The sequence below is a fragment of the Pseudomonas germanica genome (genome assembly GCF_019614655.1).
Lineage (GTDB): Bacteria > Pseudomonadota > Gammaproteobacteria > Pseudomonadales > Pseudomonadaceae > Aquipseudomonas > Aquipseudomonas neuropathica.
In genome coordinates this window covers 6,260,001-6,278,773 of the sequence record NZ_CP071586.1, presented here as the reverse complement: position 1 = coordinate 6,278,773, position 18,773 = coordinate 6,260,001, and the positions used below count along the sequence as shown (strand labels likewise).

General features: G+C 58.4%; 19 protein-coding genes. 9 read left to right on the top strand and 10 right to left on the bottom strand.

The genetic code is table 11. The features are described from left to right. Positions 1–29 precede the first annotated feature (29 nt). Positions 30–1,511: an anthranilate synthase component I gene (trpE, locus tag J0G10_RS27940; protein ID WP_095112702.1), complete on the top strand. Its 1,482-nt coding sequence runs from the start codon at positions 30–32 to the stop codon at positions 1,509–1,511. Positions 1,512–1,683: 172 nt separating this feature from the next. Here the strand turns inward: trpE and estP are convergent, their stop codons facing one another. Continuing rightward, entirely contained in the window at positions 1,684–3,591 is a 1,908-nt protein-coding gene (gene estP, locus J0G10_RS27935) for an esterase EstP (RefSeq protein ID WP_095050323.1), read from the bottom strand. 408 nt (positions 3,592–3,999) lie between these two features. Here estP and J0G10_RS27930 point away from each other — a divergent pair, with 408 nt between their 5' ends. From J0G10_RS27930 to J0G10_RS27915, 4 genes are all read left to right on the top strand, one after another. Further along, a complete protein-coding gene (locus tag J0G10_RS27930) occupies positions 4,000–4,593 on the top strand; it encodes an aminodeoxychorismate/anthranilate synthase component II (RefSeq protein ID WP_095050324.1) in 594 nt (197 codons plus the stop codon). Between the two features lie 9 nt (positions 4,594–4,602). Beyond that, positions 4,603–5,652, top strand: coding sequence for an anthranilate phosphoribosyltransferase (gene trpD, locus J0G10_RS27925; RefSeq protein ID WP_220557073.1), 1,050 nt, complete (start codon positions 4,603–4,605; stop codon positions 5,650–5,652). Continuing rightward, positions 5,649–6,485 carry an indole-3-glycerol phosphate synthase TrpC gene (gene trpC, locus J0G10_RS27920; protein WP_095050326.1) on the top strand — a complete coding sequence of 279 codons (837 nt, stop codon included), beginning with the start codon at positions 5,649–5,651 and terminating at the stop codon, positions 6,483–6,485. The genes trpD and trpC overlap by 4 nt, the downstream gene beginning before the upstream one ends. A 135-nt stretch (positions 6,486–6,620) precedes the next feature. After that, positions 6,621–7,322 carry a lipoate--protein ligase family protein gene (locus J0G10_RS27915; protein ID WP_220557072.1) on the top strand — a complete coding sequence of 234 codons (702 nt, stop codon included), beginning with the start codon at positions 6,621–6,623 and terminating at the stop codon, positions 7,320–7,322. Between the two features lie 9 nt (positions 7,323–7,331). Here J0G10_RS27915 and crp read toward each other — a convergent pair whose 3' ends face one another. Then, positions 7,332–7,976 (bottom strand): cAMP-activated global transcriptional regulator CRP, encoded by a 645-nt coding sequence (gene crp / locus J0G10_RS27910; RefSeq protein ID WP_008088598.1) that lies wholly within the window; start codon positions 7,974–7,976, stop codon positions 7,332–7,334. 237 nt (positions 7,977–8,213) lie between these two features. Between crp and J0G10_RS27905 the strand changes: the two genes are divergently transcribed. Beyond that, a complete protein-coding gene (locus J0G10_RS27905) occupies positions 8,214–8,636 on the top strand; it encodes an OsmC family protein (protein WP_003228794.1) in 423 nt (140 codons plus the stop codon). A 237-nt stretch (positions 8,637–8,873) separates the two neighbouring features. Beyond that, positions 8,874–9,668 carry an adenosylmethionine decarboxylase gene (gene speD / locus J0G10_RS27900; RefSeq protein ID WP_095050328.1) on the top strand — a complete coding sequence of 265 codons (795 nt, stop codon included), beginning with the start codon at positions 8,874–8,876 and terminating at the stop codon, positions 9,666–9,668. A 120-nt stretch (positions 9,669–9,788) separates the two neighbouring features. Here the strand turns inward: speD and coq7 are convergent, their stop codons facing one another. From coq7 to hemJ, 6 genes are all read right to left on the bottom strand, one after another. Continuing rightward, positions 9,789–10,436, bottom strand: a complete 648-nt coding sequence (gene coq7 / locus J0G10_RS27895; protein ID WP_008077993.1) for a 2-polyprenyl-3-methyl-6-methoxy-1,4-benzoquinone monooxygenase — start codon at positions 10,434–10,436, stop codon at positions 9,789–9,791. A gap of 190 nt (positions 10,437–10,626) precedes the next feature. Further along, positions 10,627–10,965, bottom strand: coding sequence for a histidine triad nucleotide-binding protein (locus tag J0G10_RS27890; protein WP_003228789.1), 339 nt, complete (start codon positions 10,963–10,965; stop codon positions 10,627–10,629). Positions 10,966–11,022: 57 nt separating this feature from the next. Continuing rightward, positions 11,023–11,811 (bottom strand): SDR family NAD(P)-dependent oxidoreductase, encoded by a 789-nt coding sequence (locus J0G10_RS27885; RefSeq protein WP_093441854.1) that lies wholly within the window; start codon positions 11,809–11,811, stop codon positions 11,023–11,025. A gap of 61 nt (positions 11,812–11,872) precedes the next feature. After that, a complete protein-coding gene (locus J0G10_RS27880; protein WP_220557071.1) occupies positions 11,873–12,823 on the bottom strand; it encodes a DUF805 domain-containing protein in 951 nt (316 codons plus the stop codon). A gap of 78 nt (positions 12,824–12,901) precedes the next feature. Further along, a complete protein-coding gene (locus J0G10_RS27875) occupies positions 12,902–13,873 on the bottom strand; it encodes an NAD(P)H-dependent flavin oxidoreductase (RefSeq protein WP_095050330.1) in 972 nt (323 codons plus the stop codon). 33 nt (positions 13,874–13,906) lie between these two features. After that, positions 13,907–14,335 (bottom strand): protoporphyrinogen oxidase HemJ, encoded by a 429-nt coding sequence (hemJ, locus tag J0G10_RS27870; protein WP_034155111.1) that lies wholly within the window; start codon positions 14,333–14,335, stop codon positions 13,907–13,909. A 133-nt stretch (positions 14,336–14,468) separates the two neighbouring features. Between hemJ and argC the strand changes: the two genes are divergently transcribed. Together argC and erpA are read left to right on the top strand one after the other, a co-directional pair. Further along, positions 14,469–15,503 (top strand): N-acetyl-gamma-glutamyl-phosphate reductase, encoded by a 1,035-nt coding sequence (gene argC / locus J0G10_RS27865; protein ID WP_034155112.1) that lies wholly within the window; start codon positions 14,469–14,471, stop codon positions 15,501–15,503. Between the two features lie 168 nt (positions 15,504–15,671). Continuing rightward, positions 15,672–16,022, top strand: a complete 351-nt coding sequence (erpA, locus tag J0G10_RS27860; protein WP_008077999.1) for an iron-sulfur cluster insertion protein ErpA — start codon at positions 15,672–15,674, stop codon at positions 16,020–16,022. A gap of 71 nt (positions 16,023–16,093) precedes the next feature. Here the strand turns inward: erpA and J0G10_RS27855 are convergent, their stop codons facing one another. Further along, positions 16,094–17,185 (bottom strand): anhydro-N-acetylmuramic acid kinase, encoded by a 1,092-nt coding sequence (locus tag J0G10_RS27855; RefSeq protein WP_095050331.1) that lies wholly within the window; start codon positions 17,183–17,185, stop codon positions 16,094–16,096. Positions 17,186–17,188: 3 nt separating this feature from the next. Continuing rightward, entirely contained in the window at positions 17,189–18,607 is a 1,419-nt protein-coding gene (locus tag J0G10_RS27850; RefSeq protein WP_095050332.1) for a peptidoglycan DD-metalloendopeptidase family protein, read from the bottom strand. Positions 18,608–18,773 lie beyond the last annotated feature (166 nt).

The following is an 18,773-nucleotide window of genomic DNA, read 5'->3' as shown; positions in this document are numbered from 1 at the left end:
GATTTGCCCCTCACACCACGAGGCACCTTATGATCCGCGAAGAATTCCTGCGCTTGGCCGCTGACGGCTACAACCGCATTCCGTTGGCCTGCGAAACCCTGGCCGACTTCGACACGCCGCTGTCGATCTACCTGAAACTGGCCGACCAGCCCAACTCCTACCTGCTCGAATCGGTGCAGGGCGGCGAGAAATGGGGCCGTTACTCGATCATCGGTCTGCCGTGCCGCACCGTGTTGCGCGTTCACGACCATCACGTGAGCATCACCGTTGATGGCGTCGAGACCGAAAGCCACGATGTTGAAGATCCGTTGGCCTTCGTCGAAACCTTCAAGGCGCGCTACAACGTGCCGACCATCGCCGGTCTGCCGCGCTTCAACGGTGGTCTGGTCGGTTACTTCGGTTACGACTGCGTGCGTTATGTCGAGAAGCGCCTGGGCAAGTGCCCGAACCCGGATCCACTTGGCGTGCCAGACATTCTGCTGATGGTTTCCGACGCCGTCGTGGTGTTCGACAACCTCGCCGGCAAGATGCACGCGATCGTGCTCGCCGACCCTGCGCAGGCGGATGCCTTCGAACAAGGTCAGGCGCAACTGCAGGCATTGTTGGAAAAGCTCCGTCAGCCGATCACCCCGCGCCGTGGCCTGGACTTCAGCAAGCAACAAGCGGCTGATCCGGTGTTCCGTTCGAGTTTTACTCAAGACGATTACGAAAAAGCCGTCGACACCATCAAGGAGTACATCCTTGCCGGTGACTGCATGCAGGTCGTGCCGTCGCAGCGCATGTCGATCGACTTCAAGGCTGCGCCGATCGATCTGTACCGCGCTTTGCGTTGCTTCAACCCGACGCCGTACATGTACTTCTTCAACTTCGGCGACTTCCACGTCGTTGGCAGTTCGCCGGAAGTGCTGGTGCGGGTCGAAGACAACCTGATCACCGTGCGCCCGATTGCCGGCACGCGCCCACGTGGCGCCACGGAAGAAGCGGATGTGGCGCTGGAAGAGGACTTGCTGTCGGACGACAAGGAGATCGCCGAGCACTTGATGCTGATCGATCTGGGTCGCAACGACACCGGGCGCGTGTCGGAAATCGGCTCGGTGAAGCTCACCGAGAAAATGGTTATCGAGCGCTATTCCAACGTGATGCACATCGTCTCCAACGTCACCGGCCAGTTGAAAGCCGGGCTGACGGCGATGGATGCACTTCGAGCGATTCTGCCGGCGGGCACCTTGTCGGGCGCGCCGAAGATTCGCGCGATGGAAATCATCGACGAACTGGAGCCGGTCAAGCGTGGAGTGTATGGCGGCGCGGTGGGTTACTTCGCCTGGAACGGCAACATGGACACCGCGATTGCGATTCGTACGGCGGTGATCAAGAACGGCGAACTGCACGTGCAGGCTGGTGGCGGTATCGTCGCCGACTCGGTGCCGGCACTGGAATGGGAAGAAACCCTGAACAAACGCCGCGCGATGTTCCGCGCCGTGGCCCTGGCCGAGCAAACCCCGGAAGCCTGAACTCACGCAAAACCCCCTGTAGGAGTGAACCTGTTCGCGATAGCGGATTAACATTCAACGGATATGTTGTTTGAACCACCGTAATCGCGAGCAGGCTCACTCCTACATTTGATCTGTGTTCGGTCATAAAAAAGCGGCGCCTGTGAGAGCGCCGCTTTTTTTTGCCTGCGATTTAGAAGTCCAGAACGACCCCGACGTTAACGCCCTGCTGGGTAAAGTCATCATCCTTGCGCAGCGAGTAGCCGCCACGCAGCGCCAGATCCGCCGTGAGTTTGTGGCTGACGCCCAGGCTCAAACGGTTCAAATGACTCTGCGGCGTGTAGCCCTCAAGTTTGAAGTCATTCGCCGGCAAGGTGTTGAGCGCGATGTTGACCTTCTGCACGTCGTCTTCGTACTCACGCTCGTGAGCGTACTCGCCGAATACCTGGGTTTGCGGGGTGATGTTGTACTTGCCCTGCAAGCCCAGCCCCAGGCGTTTCGAGTCACGAGTCTGATCATCGAAAGTCAGCGCCGTGGCGCGGTTGCCCTTCTCTGAGTAGCCGTCGACATCGACGCTGGCGTAGTCGGCGCTGACGAATGGCGACAGGTGCCACTCGCTGCCCGGTTGGGCAATGTCGTAACCGACGCGGGCGCTGAAGGCCCAGAGGCTGCCGTCGGTGTCGCCTTTTTCAGCACCTTCGCTGACGCCCAGATCAAATTTGCGCTTGAGGTTGTCGTAGTCGAGTTTGCCACCGGTCAACGCCGCGTCAGCCCACCAGCGGTTCTGCTGGTACTGGGCAAATGCCGTGGCCATGTAGCTGTTGAGTTTGTAATCCGAGTCGTTGTGACCGGCCTCCAGATTCTGCCGGTAGAAACCTCCTGCCACACCGACACGCCAGGCTTCATTCAAGCGGTAGCTGCCGCCGACGTTAAGGTTGTAACCGCTGCCATCGGCGCTGGCGCCGCTGCTTTGGCTGTCGACATCAAGATGTTGGCCGCCCGCCGAAACAATGGCGCGCCATTGACCTACCGCTTGCCAGTTCTCCCAGTCCGCCTGCCATTGATTGCGCAGTTCATCCTGATGCGCACGCACGGTGGCGTGGGCCATTTCCGGTAGCAGCGTCAGCTCCCACGGCGCGGCGAGCAGGGAATAGGCGTAATCGGAGATCAGCTTTTGCCCGGCCTCGGTCGGGTGCACGCCGTCGTTGTAGATCAGCTTGGTCGGATCGGGCGTTGCACTGTTGATCCCGTATCGCGCGTTCTCGGTGCAACCGCTGCCACTGAAGCAGGTCGCGGTCAGGTTCTGGTCGGTCGCGAGGCCAAAGCGCCCAGGATCGGCAAACACTTCCGACAACAGGACCGGAATGTTCAGTGGAATGATTTCGGCGTTGATGCCTTGCAGGCGCGTGACCAACTGGCTGTTGAACTGAGTGGCGAGCTGGCTGCTGAAAGCTTGCAGCGGTGTACCGTTGATCGCTGGCGTCAGGCCAACATCAGGCAACAGCCAGACCATCACGTATTTGGCGCCGGCGGTTTGCAGGGTTTGCACGCTGTCGGCCAGTCGATCGGCGGCGGCGTTGGCTTGCGGCAGGCTGAGAATGCGACCTTGCAGGAAGTCGTTACCGCCGCCGGAAATGTAATACAGCGCCTTCGGGTCGGCGCGGAAGCCGTTCGATGGCAGGTAACCGGCGCGGGTGCGTTCGCCGGTAGCGGATTGCGTCGTGATCGAGTCGAGGATCTGGTCGGTGCGATAACCGCCTACCGCCCAGTTGTTACCGTCCGGCTGGCCGTTTTCGGCGCGCACGGCGGAGCTGGAGGAGGCTGTCTGGTCTGGCGAAAAGCCAAGGCGTCCGCCGAGCAACTGCGTGGAATTCAATGAATACAGTTCACCGCTGCCATCTTGATACACCGGCCCGGTCCGGTTGGTGTAACGCTCGGTGGAGCCGGCCGGTCCGCCAGTGTCGGTGAAGGTGCCTGCGTCGTTGAGGCTGTCGCCAAACACAATGAAACTGGAATAAGGATTGGGTGCAGCATTGGCCTGAGCGCAGGCCAGTGCGAGCAGGCAGCCGGCCAGCGGTACAAACAACGTCTGTTTGATCATGAGCAAGTCCGTTTAGTTATTGTTGTAGGTGAACGAAACGACAGTACCAAAAACTCCCGGCGTTTTGCCATCGGTCGCGAATCCTCCCCCGGTTTTATCTGCCGCAGCCCCGGCCATATTGCACGCTCCGCCCAGCTAAGTTACTGTGCCGGAACGTATGAACGAGACCTTCCCCGTGTTGATCACCAGCAAACTTCTGGATCAAGTCATCAAGGCACACGCCCGCTGGCGTTGGCGCGCCTGAATCTTTTCTGCCGGCCCCGCCGGATCTGTATCGCTTTGCCTTCCTTGCCTGTTTGAAATGCCGCTGTGCCGACGCATCTATCTGCGTCCGACATCGTGCAGCGCCCTGCGGGCAAGTGATCTGAAGGCTGTTTTCAAATCAGAATTCAAGAGGTTCGACACGCCATGTTGCTGATGATCGACAACTACGACTCCTTTACTTACAACGTTGTGCAATACCTCGGCGAGCTGGGTGCCGAAGTCAAAGTGGTGCGCAACGATGAGCTGACCATCGCTGAAATCGAAGCCCTCAAGCCTGAGCGCATTGTGGTTTCCCCCGGTCCTTGCACGCCGACTGAAGCCGGCATCTCCATCGAAGCCATCAAACACTTCGCCGGCAAGCTGCCGATCCTCGGTGTCTGCCTTGGCCATCAGTCCATCGGCCAGGCGTTTGGCGGTGACGTGGTGCGCGCCCGCCAAGTGATGCACGGTAAGACTAGTCCGGTATTCCACGAGGACAAGGGCGTTTTCGCCGGCCTCAATCATCCGCTGACCGTCACCCGTTACCACTCGCTGATCGTCAAGCACGACACGTTGCCCGATTGCCTGGAACTGACCGCATGGACCCAGCACGATGACGGTTCGGTCGACGAAATCATGGGCCTGCGTCACAAGACCCTGAACATTGAGGGCGTACAGTTTCACCCCGAGTCGATCCTGACCGAGCAGGGCCATGAACTGTTTGCCAACTTCCTCAAACAAACCGGCGGCACGCGCTAAGGACTTCCCATGAATATCAAGACAGCCCTGAGCCGTATCGTCGATCACCTCGACCTCAGCACCGATGAAATGCGCGACGTGATGCGCGAAATCATGACCGGCCAATGCACCGACGCGCAGATCGGCGCGTTCATGATGGCCATGCGCATGAAGAGCGAGAGCATCGACGAAATCGTCGGCGCCGTGTCGGTGATGCGTGAGCTGGCCGATCAAGTTGAACTGAAAACCCTCGACGGCGTGGTCGATGTGGTCGGCACCGGCGGTGACGGCGCGAACATCTTCAACGTATCCACCGCCTCTTCGTTTGTCGTAGCGGCAGCCGGTTGCACCGTGGCCAAGCACGGCAACCGCGCGGTATCGGGCAAGAGCGGCAGCGCCGACTTGCTGGAAGCCGCCGGCATCTATCTGAACCTGACGCCGGTGCAAGTCGCGCGTTGCATCGACAACGTCGGCATCGGTTTCATGTTTGCCCAGACCCACCACAAAGCCATGAAGTACGCCGCCGGCCCGCGCCGCGATCTTGGCTTGCGTACGCTGTTCAACATGCTCGGCCCGCTTACGAATCCGGCCGGTGTGAAACATCAGGTGGTGGGCGTGTTCACTCAGGCATTGTGCCGGCCATTGGCCGAAGTCTTGCAGCGCCTGGGCAGCAAGCATGTACTGGTGGTGCATTCGAAAGACGGCCTGGACGAGTTCAGTCTTGCCGCGCCGACTTTTGTTGCCGAGTTGAAGAACAACGAAATCACCGAGTATTGGGTCGAGCCGGAAGATCTCGACATGAAGAGCCAGAGCCTGCACGGTCTGTCGGTCGAAGGCCCGGAGGCGTCGCTGGCGCTGATCCGTGATGCTCTCGGCAAGCGCAAAACCGAAAACGGCCAGAAAGCCGCCGAAATGATTGTGCTCAATGCCGGTGCGGCGCTGTATGCCGCTGACGTGGCGAGTAGTTTGAAACAGGGTGTGGAGCTTGCGCACGACGCCCTGCACACCGGCCTCGCTCGGGAAAAACTCGAGGAGCTGGGTGCCTTTACCGCGGTATTCAAAGTGGAGAATGAGGGATGAGTGTACCGACGGTTCTGGAAAACATTCTGGCCCGCAAGGTTCAGGAAGTCGCCGAGCGTAGCGCCCGTGTGAGCCTGAGTGAGCTGGAAAGTCTGGCCAAGGCGGCCGATGCACCCCGTGGTTTTGCCCAGGCGTTGCTGGCGCAAGCCAAGAAGAAGCAGCCCGCGGTCATTGCCGAAATCAAAAAGGCCTCGCCGAGCAAAGGTGTTATCCGCGAGAACTTCATTCCGGCCGACATCGCCAAAAGCTACGAGAAGGGCGGGGCGACCTGTCTGTCCGTGCTGACCGACATCGATTACTTCCAGGGCGCCGATGCTTATCTGCAACAGGCCCGGGCCGCGTGCAAACTGCCGGTGATTCGCAAGGACTTCATGATCGATCCTTACCAGATCGTCGAAGCCCGCGCGCTGGGTGCTGACTGTGTGCTGCTGATCGTCTCCGCACTGGATGACGTGAAAATGGCCGAGCTGGCCGCTGTCGCCAAAAGCGTCGGTCTCGATGTGTTGGTCGAAGTGCACGATGGCGATGAGCTGGAGCGTGCGTTGAAAACCCTCGACACGCCGCTGGTCGGGGTCAACAACCGTAACCTGCACACCTTCGACGTCAGCCTGGAAACCACCCTCGACCTGCTGCCGCGCATTCCGCGCGATCGCCTGGTGATTACCGAGAGCGGTATTCTCAATCGTGCCGATGTCGAGTTGATGGAAATCAGCGAAGTGTATTCGTTCCTGGTGGGTGAAGCGTTCATGCGTGCGGAGAATCCGGGCACTGAACTGCAGCGACTGTTCTTCCCGGAGCGTGGCACTTCCATCAGCGGTTCGACCCTCGACTGATTCGCTCTAGACCGAGTCGAGACCATCGCGAGCAGGCTCACTCCCCCAGGGGAAATGCATTCCAATGTGGGAGCGAGCTTGCTAGCGAAGGGTCCATCGAAACCGCTAATGATTTCCATGTTGCCGGAGCCTGTTATGTCGCTGCCAACCTCCCTGACCATCGAAGCCGGTCTGCAAGCCGAACAAGACTTGCTGGCCTCGGTCTGCGCCGGCGACGCAGAATTCGGCCTTCTATTCTGGCAACCCAGCGATCGTGCGTTGGTCATGCCTCGCCGCCTCAATCGCCTCGCCGCGTTCGACCACGCCTGCGAAGTCTCAGCCGCCGCTGGCTGGCCCGTCCTGCTACGCGAAACCGGTGGCGAGCCCGTCCCGCAATCAGCGGCGACGATCAACATCGCCCTGATCTATGCGCCACCACGCAGCGAAGGCGACCTGAACCGCATCGAAACCGGCTACCACCGTCTCTGCGATCCGATCTGTCAGTTGTTGGAGGAGTTGGGCGGCACGTCATCGTTGGGTGAAATCGATGGCGCATTCTGCGACGGTCGCTTCAACGTCAATCTGGACGGTCGCAAAATGGTCGGCACGGCCCAGCGCTGGCGCCAGAGTCAGGGCGGGCAACGTCCGGTGGGCCTGGTGCACGGTGCGATGCTGATGGATAACGAGCGCGACTCGATGGTCGCGGCGGTCAATCGCTTCAATGAAGTGTGCGGCCTGGAGCAACGCGTGCGGGCTGAAAGCCACATCGGCCTGCATGAGAAATTCAACGCGCCACAGGCCTTGGCGCGTCTCGATGAGCTGTTTCGATTGATGCTGGCGCAGATCTACAGCGCCTGACTTTCGGGCTTAGCGCGTACCGAAGACCACCATGGTCTTGCCTTTCACATCGACCAGGTTGCGTTCCTCAAGATCCTTGAGCACGCGACCGACCATCTCCCGCGAACAACCGACAATCCGGCCGATTTCCTGACGGGTCACCTTGATCTGCATGCCGTCCGGGTGGGTCATCGCATCCGGTTGTTTGCACAGTTCCAGCAGGCAACGCGCGACTCGACCGGTTACATCGAAGAACGCCAGATCGCCGACCTTGCGCGTGGTGTTGCGCAGACGTTGTGCGATTTGTCCGCTGAGTACGTAAAGAATGTCCGGATCCTGCTGCGACAATTCGCGGAACTTGGCGTAGCTGATTTCCGCTGTTTCGCATTCAACTTTGGCCCGAACCCAGGCGCTGCGTTCCTGTTCCTGTCCCGCTTGCTCGAACAGGCCCAGTTCGCCAAAGAAATCCCCGGCGTTGAGGTAAGCGATGATCATCTCCCGACCGTCGTCATCCTCGATCAGGATCGTCACAGAACCCTTGATGATGAAGTACAGCGTGTCCGAGCGATCGCCCGCACAGATGATGTTGCTCTTGGCCGCATGGCGACGGCGCTGGCAATGCATCAACAGCTTGTCGAGATTCTTGATTTTGGGTGTGGGGGTAATAGCAACCATGGTTGTATCCCGAAAAGACTGCACGGTGATGTTTGATTTTTTATGAGGCGCTGAAGGCGGTCGCTACACGGGCTGACATGGGCGCCAGCGAATTGGCGCCAGCTTAACAGACACTTCGTCGCAAATTCGAGAAATTACCTACAGCGTGGAGGCATCCTGTCCTAGGAACGTTGCTCGCTGTCCGGGTAAAGCCCTGTGCTAAGCTGGCGACCCTTTTTTTACAGTGGAGTCTGGGCGATGAAGGCACGCATCCAATGGGCTGGCGAAGCCATGTTCCTCGGCGAATCCGGTAGCGGTCATGTCGTGGTGATGGACGGTCCGCCGGACGCTGGTGGTCGTAATCTGGGTGTTCGTCCGATGGAAATGCTTCTGCTGGGTGTCGGCGGTTGCAGCAACTTCGACGTGGTCAGCATCCTGAAGAAGTCCCGTCAGGCCGTTGAAAGCTGCGAGGCCTTTCTCGAAGCCGAGCGCGCGACCGAAGATCCGAAGGTGTTCACCAAGATTCACATGCATTTCGTGGTCAAGGGCCGTGGCTTGAAAGAAGCCCAGGTCAAGCGCGCCATCGAACTGTCCGCCGAAAAGTACTGCTCCGCTTCGATCATGCTTGGCGCGGCTGGCGTGGCGATCACTCACGACTACGAAATCGTCGAACTCGGTTGAACCGACATTCAACTATCATAAAAGCAGTGCAGACTCTGGCGATCCCCCGCTGACGTCTGCATAATGCGCCACTTTTTTCAGGGCAGTGATCGGTCAGCCGACGGATCAGCCGCCTGAACAGATAACCAAAATCGCCATCGCGAAGAGGTGTTAACCGTCCTACGCAGGTGCGTTGTTCGCACTTGACGGGCATGCTTGATCACGCGGCCGGGCCGCATACATAGAGAGTTTTTTACGGTGAAAAGCAAACTCAAGCTCCACGGGTTCAATAACCTGACAAAGACCTTGAGCTTCAACATCTATGACATCTGCTACGCGGAAACCCCGCAAGACCAGCAGGCTTACGTTGAGTACATCAATCAAGAGTACAACGCGAAACGCCTGACGCAGATTCTCACAGAAGTTGTCGAGATCATTGGTGCCAACATCCTGAACATTGCCAGTCAGGACTATGAACCTCAGGGCGCCAGCGTCACGATTCTGATTTCTGAAGAGCCGGTAACCCCGACTGAAAGCCAGATTGAAGAGTCGCCGGGCCCGTTGCCCGAAATTATCCTGGCCCACCTCGACAAGAGTCACATCACGGTGCACACCTACCCGGAAATTCATCCGGACGACGGTATTGCAACTTTCCGTGTGGACATCGACGTGTCGACTTGTGGTGTCATTTCACCGCTTAAAGCGCTCAATTTCCTCATTCACCAGTTCGATTCGGACATAGTGACTGTGGATTATCGTGTGCGCGGCTTCACCCGTGACGTTGAAGGCAACAAGCACTTCATCGACCACGAGATCAACTCGATCCAGAACTACCTCTCTGAAGACACCCGCGACGCGTACCAGATGACCGACGTGAACGTGTATCAGGAAAACCTGTTCCACACCAAAATGCTGCTGAAGAACTTCGAACTGGACAACTACCTGTTCGGCGACGCCACCAGCAATCTGTCCCTCGAGCAGCGTGCTCAGGTGACCGATCGGGTGAAACACGAAATGCTCGAAATCTTCTACGCGCGCAACATGCCTACTTAAGATTCCCGGGCACAAAAAAAAGGCGACTGTCTCAGGACAGTCGCCTTTTTTATTGCTGGAACAAAGCACCCTGTGGGAGCGAGCCTGCTCGCGATAAGGCCTTCAGCACCCACACAGATCTCAGATCCGATAAGTACTCTTGGTCATCACCTTCGCCAGAATACTCATCCCGAACTTCACCGGCGCCGGAAACCGAAAACCCCCAGCCTCCAGCGCACTTTCCGCATGATGTTCTTCATCTATGCGCATCTGCTCCAGAATCGCCCGGGATTTCTCGTCCTCAGCCGGCAACTGCTCCAGGTGTTCATTCAAGTGCTTGCACACCTGATGCTCGGTCGCCGCGACGAATCCAAGGCTGACCTTGTCGCTGATCAACCCGGCCACCGCACCAATACCGAACGACATCCCGTAAAACAGCGGATTTAAAACGCTGGTATGGCTGCCCAACTGATGAATACGTTGTTCGCACCAGACCAGATGATCAATCTCTTCTTCGGCGGCGTGCTCCATGGCCTCGCGCACCTGAGGCAGCTTGGCGGTCAGCGCCTGTCCCTGATAGAGCGCTTGGGCGCAGACTTCACCGGTATGGTTGATGCGCATCAGGCCGGCGACGTGGCGGGTGTCTTCGTCGCTCATTTGCGTGTCCGGCTGCAAAATCGCCGGCGACGGACGGTACGGTTGGCCACTGAAGGGCAGCAGGGTACGCATTGCGGCATCGGCTTGCAGCAGAAGACGGTCAATTGGCGAGTAGTGACGTTGGGTAGTCATTCTGACCTCCGGGAAGAATCTCGACGGCCAGTTTAACCGAATCGGCCGTGGAAGGTTTGCGCTGGGTCATTTGCTGCACGGTCATGCTTTTTTGTGGGAGCGATGCTGCTCGCGAAGGCGTGGTGTCAGGCACTGGTATATTGAACGTGCCGACGTCTTCGCGAGCAGGCTCGCTCCCGCAGGGGGCTTTTTAGCCCGGTGGCCAGTTCATCTGACGCTGACCGAGTACGTGCATATGAATGTGGTAGACGGTCTGCCCACCTTTCTCATTGCAGTTCATCACTACGCGGAAACCTTCTTCGCAACCCAGTTCCAGTGCCAGACGCTGCGCAGTGAACAGGATGTGCCCGGCCAATGCCTTGTCATCTTCGGTCAGGTCATTGAGGGTGCGCACCGGTTTTTTCGGGATCACCAGGAAATGCACCGGTGCCTGAGGGGCGATGTCATGGAAGGCCAAAACCTGGTCGTCTTCGTAAATGATCTTGGCCGGGATTTCCCGGTTGATGATCTTGGTGAACAGAGTATCCACTGCTGTTTTCTCCGCTGTTTGGGCTGAATCGAGTGTACCGCGTTGAATCCGGTTTCTTCAGCGCGGGCAGTAAGCTTTATTGACCATACCGACGATGGTGCGATTGAGCCAGCGCGAGCCCAGTCGCGGCAAGAACGCGAACCAGCGGTTGCGTCGTCCGGGAATGATGATTGCGCGGTTCTTGTCGAGGGCGCGTACGGTGTATAGCGCGACTTCCTCCGGGCTCATCATTAACTTGCTGTCTTTGAGTTTGTCGCTGTTCAGCTGCGCCGTGCGGAAAAATGCCGTGCGTGTCGGGCCGGGGCAGAGTACCGAGACCTTCACCGCACTTTGTTTCAGTTCAACCCGCAAGGCTTCGGAGAAGTGCAGCACATACGCCTTGCTGGCGTAGTAAGTGCTCATCCAAGGGCCGGGATTGAAGGCGGCCACCGAGGCGACATTGAGAATCTGCCCGCCACCCTGCAGCGCCATGCTGTTGCCGATGGCGTGGCAGAGACGGGTGAGGGCGAGGATGTTCACTTCGATCAGATCCTGCTCGGTCATCCAGTCCTGTGCGAGAAACGGGCCGCAGGTGCCGATGCCGGCGCAATTGACGAGCAAGTCGATCTGTCGGTCACCTTCTTCCAGTTCCAGCAGGAAGCCGGACAGACGCAATGGCTCGCCCAGATCGCAGGCGCGGAACAGTACCTCGACGCCAAAACGCTGGGTCAATTCGATCGCAATGCTTTCGAGCTGATCACGCTGTCGGGCCACCAGAATCAGGCTGCGGCCACGCCGGGCCAGTGCTTCGGCCATCGCCAGGCCGATGCCGCTGGAGGCGCCGGTGATCAGTGCGTAACGGGTCATGCAATTCTCCATCGCAACAGCTCCGCGCCGGCGACGCGGGTGTCACGGCGGGGAGCGCTGTTCATTCTTTCGCAGAGTCTACAGGGGCCTGCGCCGCTTCGGCTGCCTCGTCGGCGGAATCCGCAGGCGTTTCGACCTCTACTTCGACTTCATCAGTGGTCACCGAGCCACTTTCGTAGCTGCTTTCCAGATTGCTTTCATATTCCTGCTGGATGGCTGAGATGCCGCCGAGCATTCCACCGACAAAAATCAGTGCGAAGAACACGATCCACAGTGAGCACAGCACTTTCACGGCGGTGCTGTTTGGCGGCGGGGGAGGGCCGTAGCGATTGGCGCCGGTGTTGCCCGGTACGACCATGATCACCAGCGGGAAGAAGCTGCCCACGAACGGTACAAGGTTCAATAGCCAGAGCCAGCCCGACCAGCCGATATCGTGCAGGCGCTGGACGCTGAACAGAATGCTGACGATCAGGAAGGCGATAAACAGGAAGAACGCGAAGATTCCGCCGATGATCAGGCCGGTGGTGGAATCGCCGCTGACCAGGCCAAGCGCCAACAGGGCGAATACCCCGATAATGGGCAGCGTGACCAGGCTCAGTACCATCGTCCATGCAAGAAAACGCAGGCGACCTATGCGGCCTTCGACGCTGAACGGCTTGAGCGTGGCGAACGCCGGAACATGTTCCCCCACAGTGGCGCGAGGCGGTGCATACGGGGAGTCCGGTTCTGCCACCACAGTGGAGTGTTCCTGGACGTCCGATAGATTCAGTTCGATTGCCGTCTCTGCTTCAATGCGTGCATCAATCCCGGTTTTGCTCAGAGCTTGTAGATAAGCCTGTGCATCGTTGTGGGACAGGTCGCGTTTGAGTGCTACGGCGCGGCCATTGAACAGGCGTTCGATGGCCGCCACTTCACTTTTGAAAAGATCAGCCAGATTGAGCTTGGCCGTAGTGATATCGACACCGGGCTGCAAAGCACCGTCGAATACGATCTTGTAACGGGGTTCGCTCATGGCCGAGGCATCCTTGTCGCGAATGGTTTGAAAGGTCGTCAGTGTAAGGCCAGTCTTGAGTCGACTTGCCCGGTTTTTTTATTCGCGCGGCCAGCGTTTTGGCAATTGTGCTGCGTGTTCCTGGGCCTGCCGGTATTCAGCGTCCAGCCGTGCGATCAATTGATCCACGCTCGGCAGGTCATCGATCTGTCCGACGCCTTGTCCGGCCGACCACACAGTCTTCCAGGCTTTGGCTTCATCATTGATTGGCTTGAGCTTGTCACCGAAATTCACTTCGCCTTTGCCTTGCAGGGCGGCCATGTCGAAACCGGCCGCTTCCAGGCTCTGCCGCATAAAGCTCGCCGGCACTCCCGAGACCGCTGGAGTATGGATGATGTCGGACGCCTTGGCTGTCAGCAGCATCTCCTTGTAGGCGTCGGGCGCATGACTTTCCGTGGTGCCGATAAATCGCGTACCGAAGTAGGCCAGATCCGCGCCGAGCAGCTGTGCGGCGAGAATCTCATGCCCGTGGTTAAGACATCCTGCAAGCAGCAGGGTTTTATCGAAGAACTGACGGATCTCGGCGATCAGCGCAAACGGACTCCAGGTCCCGGCATGGCCCCCGGCGCCGGCCGCCACAGCAATCAATCCGTCGACGCCGGCCTCGGCCGCTTTCTCGGCATGTCGGCGAGTGGTGACGTCATGGAATACCAGGCCGCCATAACTGTGTACCGCGTCGACCAACTCCTTCACCGCGCCGAGGCTGGTGATGACGATCGGCACTTTGTGTTCGACGCAGATGTTCAGGTCTGCCTGCAAGCGCGGGTTGCTGTTGTGCACGATCAGGTTCACCGCGTACGGCGCCGGGTTGTCCAGTGTCGCCAGGCCCGCTTCGATCTGTTCCAGCCAGGCTTTGAATCCGCTGCTTTCGCGTTGGTTCAGCGCAGGAAAACTCCCGACCACGCCATTACGGCAGCAGGCGAGCACCAGCTCAGGGTTGGAAATCAGAAACATCGGCGCCGCCACTACAGGCAAACGCAGACGTTGTTCGAGCAAAGCGGGCAGCGACATTATGAACACCCCAAGGATCTGTACTTGTTGAAGTTAGAACGGCTTGACCACGACCAGAATTACGATAGCCAGCAATATCAGAACCGGCACTTCATTGAACCAGCGATAAAAGACATGGCTGCGGGTGTTCTCGCCACGGGCGAAACGTTTTACCTGCGCACCGCACATGTGGTGGTAGCCGATCAGCAAGACGACCAGGGTCAATTTGGCGTGAATCCAGCCGCCCATGCTGAAGATGCTCGGGTTGAGGTAAATCAGCCAGCCGCCGAAGATCAGCGTCGCAATCATCGCCGGGCCCATGATGCCGCGATACAGCTTGCGCTCCATGACACTGAAGCGCTCTTTGCTGATCGTGTCTTCGCTTTGCGCGTGATACACGAACAGACGCGGCAAGTAGAACAGCCCGGCAAACCAGCAAACGATGCTGACAATGTGAAAAGCTTTGATCCATAGATAGAGCATTTTTAGTTATTCCAGGTTCACGGTAAGCCGGATAGTAGAGGCTTGAGCGTCCGCACGTCACCTTGACGGTTGTCGCAGGGCCGCGCGGCCCCTATTATCGACGGCTTTCCAGTGGGTTCTTTGAGGGCAGGTTATGGTCAAGGTCGGTATCGTCGGCGGCACGGGTTACACCGGTGTCGAACTGCTGCGTCTGTTGGCGCAGCATCCGCAGGCAGAAGTGGTAGTGATCACTTCCCGATCCGAGGCCGGTCTGGCCGTGGCTGACATGTACCCGAACCTGCGCGGACACTACGACGGCCTGGCCTTCAGCGTCCCAGACATCAAGACCCTCGGCGCTTGCGACGTAGTGTTCTTCGCCACTCCGCACGGTGTGGCTCATGCGTTGGCCGGTGAATTGCTGGCAGCGGGCACCAAGGTCATCGACCTGTCGGCTGACTTCCGTCTGCAAGACGCTGAAGAGTGGGCCAAGTGGTACGGTCAGCCGCACGGCGCGCCTGAGTTGCTGGACGAAGCGGTTTACGGTCTGCCGGAAGTCAATCGCGAGCAGATCAAGAAGGCCCGCCTGATCGCGGTGCCGGGTTGCTACCCAACCGCTACGCAGCTGGGCTTCCTGCCGTTGCTCGAGGCTGGTCTGGCGGATACTTCGCGCTTGATCGCCGACTGCAAATCCGGCGTCAGCGGTGCTGGTCGCGGTGCGGCTGTCGGCTCGCTGTACTCCGAAACGTCAGAAAGCATGAAGGCCTATGCGGTGAAAGGTCACCGTCACCTGCCGGAAATTCGCCAGGGTCTGCGTCGCGCAGCGGGCAAGGATGTCGGTCTGACCTTCGTACCGCACCTGACTCCGATGATCCGTGGCATTCACTCGACGCTCTACGCGACCGTGGTTGATCGCTCGGTGGATCTGCAGGCGTTGTTTGAAAAGCGCTATGCCAACGAACCGTTCGTCGATGTGATGCCGGCCGGCAGCCATCCGGAAACCCGTAGCGTGCGCGGTGCCAACGTTTGCCGTATCGCCGTTCATCGTCCGCAGGATGGCGATCTGGTGGTGGTGCTGTCGGTGATCGACAACCTGGTCAAAGGTGCGTCGGGTCAAGCGGTGCAGAACATGAACATCCTGTTCGGGCTGGACGAGCGTTTCGGTCTGTCCCACGCCGGTATGCTGCCGTAATACTTTAAGCAGCACAGCCAAAAGGCCCGTTAAGCGGGCCTTTTTGCATTCTGAACAGTTCGTCGGGTTTATTGATATACCGTAACAATAGTTGACCGATTTTCTCGGACAAGCGGATAATGCGCGTCATCACGCATTATGGCGGCGTAACGCCGGGAGATAGTCAGCATGAGCGTCGAATCCTTCACCCCCACGGCTTTGCAATTCACCCACGGTGCCGCGCACAAGGTGAAGAGCCTGGTCGATGAAGAGGGGAATGATCGCTTGAAGCTGCGCGTATTCGTTACGGGCGGCGGTTGTTCAGGGTTTCAGTACGGTTTCACCTTCGATGAAGATGTGGCCGAGGACGACACCATCGTCGAGCGCGAAGGCGTGAGTCTGGTGGTGGATCCGATGAGCTTCCAGTACCTGGCCGGTGCTGAAGTGGATTACCAGGAAGGTCTGGAAGGTTCGCGCTTCGTGATCAAGAACCCTAACGCCACCACGACGTGTGGTTGCGGGTCTTCGTTCTCGATCTGATTGCTCCTCGCTCCAGATAACAAAACGCCGCAGAGCCTCACGGTTCTGCGGCGTTTTGCTGTGCTTAATCTTTAAGCGGGGTAGATAGCGCCAAGTATCCGCAGCCCGCGTGCGCCGGTGACGCTTGGGCGGTTGGCCGCGATGCCTTCTAGGCAGCAATGGGCCAGCCAGGCGAAGGCCATGGCTTCGACCCAGTCGGGGTCAACGCCGTGAGTGGCAGTGCTGGTGACTTTGGTGGTCGGCAGCAGCTCGGCCAGACGCTTCATCAGCGTGGCGTTGTGCGCCCCGCCGCCACAGACCAACAGTTCCTGAGTATCGGTTTGAGCGTTTTGCAAAGATTCAGTGATCGTCAACGCGGTCAGCTCAAGCAACGTCGCTTGCACGTTCTCGGCAGCAAAGGCTGGCAGGTGCGAGAGATGTTGTTCCAGCCAGGGCAGGTTGAACACTTCTCGGCCGGTACTTTTCGGCCCCTTGGTGACGAAGAACGGATCGCTGAGGAGTGCGTTTAGCAGTGTCGGCTCGACTGTACCTGTTTTAGCCCAGTCGCCATTGCGATCATAGTTTTCGCCGCGCTGCTGGTGAATCCAGGCGTCCATCAGCACATTCCCGGGGCCGCAGTCGAAACCGGCTACAGGTTTGGTCGGCTCAATCAGACTCAGATTGCTGAAACCGCCGACATTCAAGACGGCCTGGTTACCGGTACGCTCTTCAAATAACGCTTCATGAAATGCAGGTACCAGCGGAGCGCCTTGGCCACCGGCCGCCACATCACGACTGCGGAAATCGCTGACTACGGTGATACCGGTCAGTTCGGTCAGCAGAGCGGGGTTGCCGATCTGCACGGTGAAACCGCGTGCAGGCTCATGGCGAATGGTCTGGCCGTGGCTGCCTATCGCCCGAATGTCCTGCGGCTTGAGTCGCTGCTGATCGAGGAGGGTATGAATGCCCTGCGCAGCGAGTGTCACCCAGTTCTGCTGGGCAATCGCCGAGCGGGCGATTTCGTCAGGGCCGCTGGCGCATAAGCCAAGCAGCTCGGTGCGCAGGGATTCAGGCATGGGAATGTAATGCGTGGCGACCAGTTTGATCGCCGAGGTCTGTTCGATCAGGGCAATGTCCAGACCGTCGAGGCTGGTTCCGGACATCACGCCAATATACAGGGCCATGACTTAGCGCTTGCTCGAAGCCAGCATGGTGGCTTTCTCTTGATCCATGCGCGCCATCAGCGGCTGGCTCTGTGCAAGGAAGCGAGCGCGTTCGGCTTTGGCAATTGGATCAGCCATTGGCAGCTTCTGTCCCAGCGGATCGACGTGAACGCCGTTGACCTGGAACTCATAGTGCAAGTGCGGGCCGGTCGAGAGGCCGGTGGTGCCGATGTAGCCGATGACTTGGCCTTGCTTAACGGAACCGCCAGTCTTCACGCCTTTGGCGAAGCCTTGCATGTGGCCGTACAGCGTGCGGTAAGTGTTGCCGTGCTGGATGATCACCGTGTTGCCGTAGCCACCACGACGTCCGGCCAGCAACACTTTACCGTCACCCGCAGCCTTGATTGGCGTACCGCGTGGCGCAGCGTAATCCACGCCTTTGTGGGCGCGGATCTTGTTGAGAATCGGGTGTTTGCGGCCCATTGAGAACTTCGAGCTGATGCGGGCGAAATCCACCGGAGTACGGATGAACGCCTTGCGCATGCTGTTGCCGTCAGCGGTGTAGTAGCTGCTGTTGCCTTGCTTGTTGGTGTAACGCACGGCGGTGTAGGTCTTGCCGCGGTTAGTGAAGCGAGCGGACAGGATAGGTCCGGTGCCGACGGCTTTGCCGTTGACCACTTTCTGCTCGTAGATGACATCGAATTCGTCACCCTGGCGGATGTCTTGAGCGAAATCGACGTCGTAGCCAAAGACGCTGGCCATATCCATGGTCAGACTATGGGAGAGACCGGCACGGGCTGCTGATTGTGAGAGCGAGCTATTGATTACGCCATGGACGTAAGCAGTTCGAACGGTTGGTTTTGCGGTAACCCGGTTGAAGGCATAACCCTTGTCATTCTTGGTCAGGGTAATGGTTTCGACGTCGCTGACCTTGCTGTGCAAACTGGTCAGTTGGCCTTCAGGATTCAATTCGAATTCGAGTTTCTGGCCATGCTTGAGTTGGCTGAACTGTTTGGCTTGTTTGTCGCTGGCCAGGACTTCGTGAACGGAGGCAGCCGGCAGGCCGACCTTTTCGAACAGGGTCGACAGGGTATCGCCCTTGGCAACGATGACTTCGCGATGGCCAGGCGCTTTTGGCTTTTCGGCGGCTGGCGTAGGTGCAGCCTCTGCGGTTTGCGGGGTGTTTTCGCTACTGTTTTCGATTTGAGCAAATGGCGAAGCTACTGGCTCATTTGTGGCTTGAGCTGCGTCAGCAGCGTCTTGATCTTGTGTCAGTTGTTCAGCAGGACTTTCCAGTTCAAGGCTCAGGGTCGTCTTTTTGGCTTCAACATCACTGGAAGGGAATACCAGGAGTGCCAGGCTGAGAAGGGCGGCGATTCCACTTGCGGCGAGCAGGTGGGTCTTCGGGTAAAGCGGAGGCGCTTTAGACGGTTCTGTGGTCATAAGTAATTTTGACTTTGAAAAAAGATGAATTGGAAAAGATGAATGACATGATGAAGATGAAATAACTGTATAAAATATAACCAAATCATCTCTGAAGCAAGTCTGCAGACGCCGCGTTTGTGGATTGGTGTCCGTGCGCCGGGCAAAACTTGTAATTGGTGCACGA

Excerpts from the sequence above, each read along its gene's own strand:
- trpE (WP_095112702.1), top strand. The coding sequence starts at position 30 with ATGATCCGCGAAGAATTCCTGCGCTTGGCCGCTGACGGCTACAACCGC.
- estP (WP_095050323.1), bottom strand. The coding sequence starts at position 3,591 with ATGATCAAACAGACGTTGTTTGTACCGCTGGCCGGCTGCCTGCTCGCA.
- J0G10_RS27930 (WP_095050324.1), top strand. The coding sequence starts at position 4,000 with ATGTTGCTGATGATCGACAACTACGACTCCTTTACTTACAACGTTGTG.
- trpD (WP_220557073.1), top strand. The coding sequence starts at position 4,603 with ATGAATATCAAGACAGCCCTGAGCCGTATCGTCGATCACCTCGACCTC.
- trpC (WP_095050326.1), top strand. The coding sequence starts at position 5,649 with ATGAGTGTACCGACGGTTCTGGAAAACATTCTGGCCCGCAAGGTTCAG.
- J0G10_RS27915 (WP_220557072.1), top strand. The coding sequence starts at position 6,621 with ATGTCGCTGCCAACCTCCCTGACCATCGAAGCCGGTCTGCAAGCCGAA.
- crp (WP_008088598.1), bottom strand. The coding sequence starts at position 7,976 with ATGGTTGCTATTACCCCCACACCCAAAATCAAGAATCTCGACAAGCTG.
- J0G10_RS27905 (WP_003228794.1), top strand. The coding sequence starts at position 8,214 with ATGAAGGCACGCATCCAATGGGCTGGCGAAGCCATGTTCCTCGGCGAA.
- coq7 (WP_008077993.1), bottom strand. The coding sequence starts at position 10,436 with ATGACTACCCAACGTCACTACTCGCCAATTGACCGTCTTCTGCTGCAA.
- J0G10_RS27885 (WP_093441854.1), bottom strand. The coding sequence starts at position 11,811 with ATGACCCGTTACGCACTGATCACCGGCGCCTCCAGCGGCATCGGCCTG.
- J0G10_RS27880 (WP_220557071.1), bottom strand. The coding sequence starts at position 12,823 with ATGAGCGAACCCCGTTACAAGATCGTATTCGACGGTGCTTTGCAGCCC.
- J0G10_RS27875 (WP_095050330.1), bottom strand. The coding sequence starts at position 13,873 with ATGTCGCTGCCCGCTTTGCTCGAACAACGTCTGCGTTTGCCTGTAGTG.
- hemJ (WP_034155111.1), bottom strand. The coding sequence starts at position 14,335 with ATGCTCTATCTATGGATCAAAGCTTTTCACATTGTCAGCATCGTTTGC.
- argC (WP_034155112.1), top strand. The coding sequence starts at position 14,469 with ATGGTCAAGGTCGGTATCGTCGGCGGCACGGGTTACACCGGTGTCGAA.
- erpA (WP_008077999.1), top strand. The coding sequence starts at position 15,672 with ATGAGCGTCGAATCCTTCACCCCCACGGCTTTGCAATTCACCCACGGT.
- J0G10_RS27855 (WP_095050331.1), bottom strand. The coding sequence starts at position 17,185 with ATGGCCCTGTATATTGGCGTGATGTCCGGAACCAGCCTCGACGGTCTG.
- J0G10_RS27850 (WP_095050332.1), bottom strand. The coding sequence starts at position 18,607 with ATGACCACAGAACCGTCTAAAGCGCCTCCGCTTTACCCGAAGACCCAC.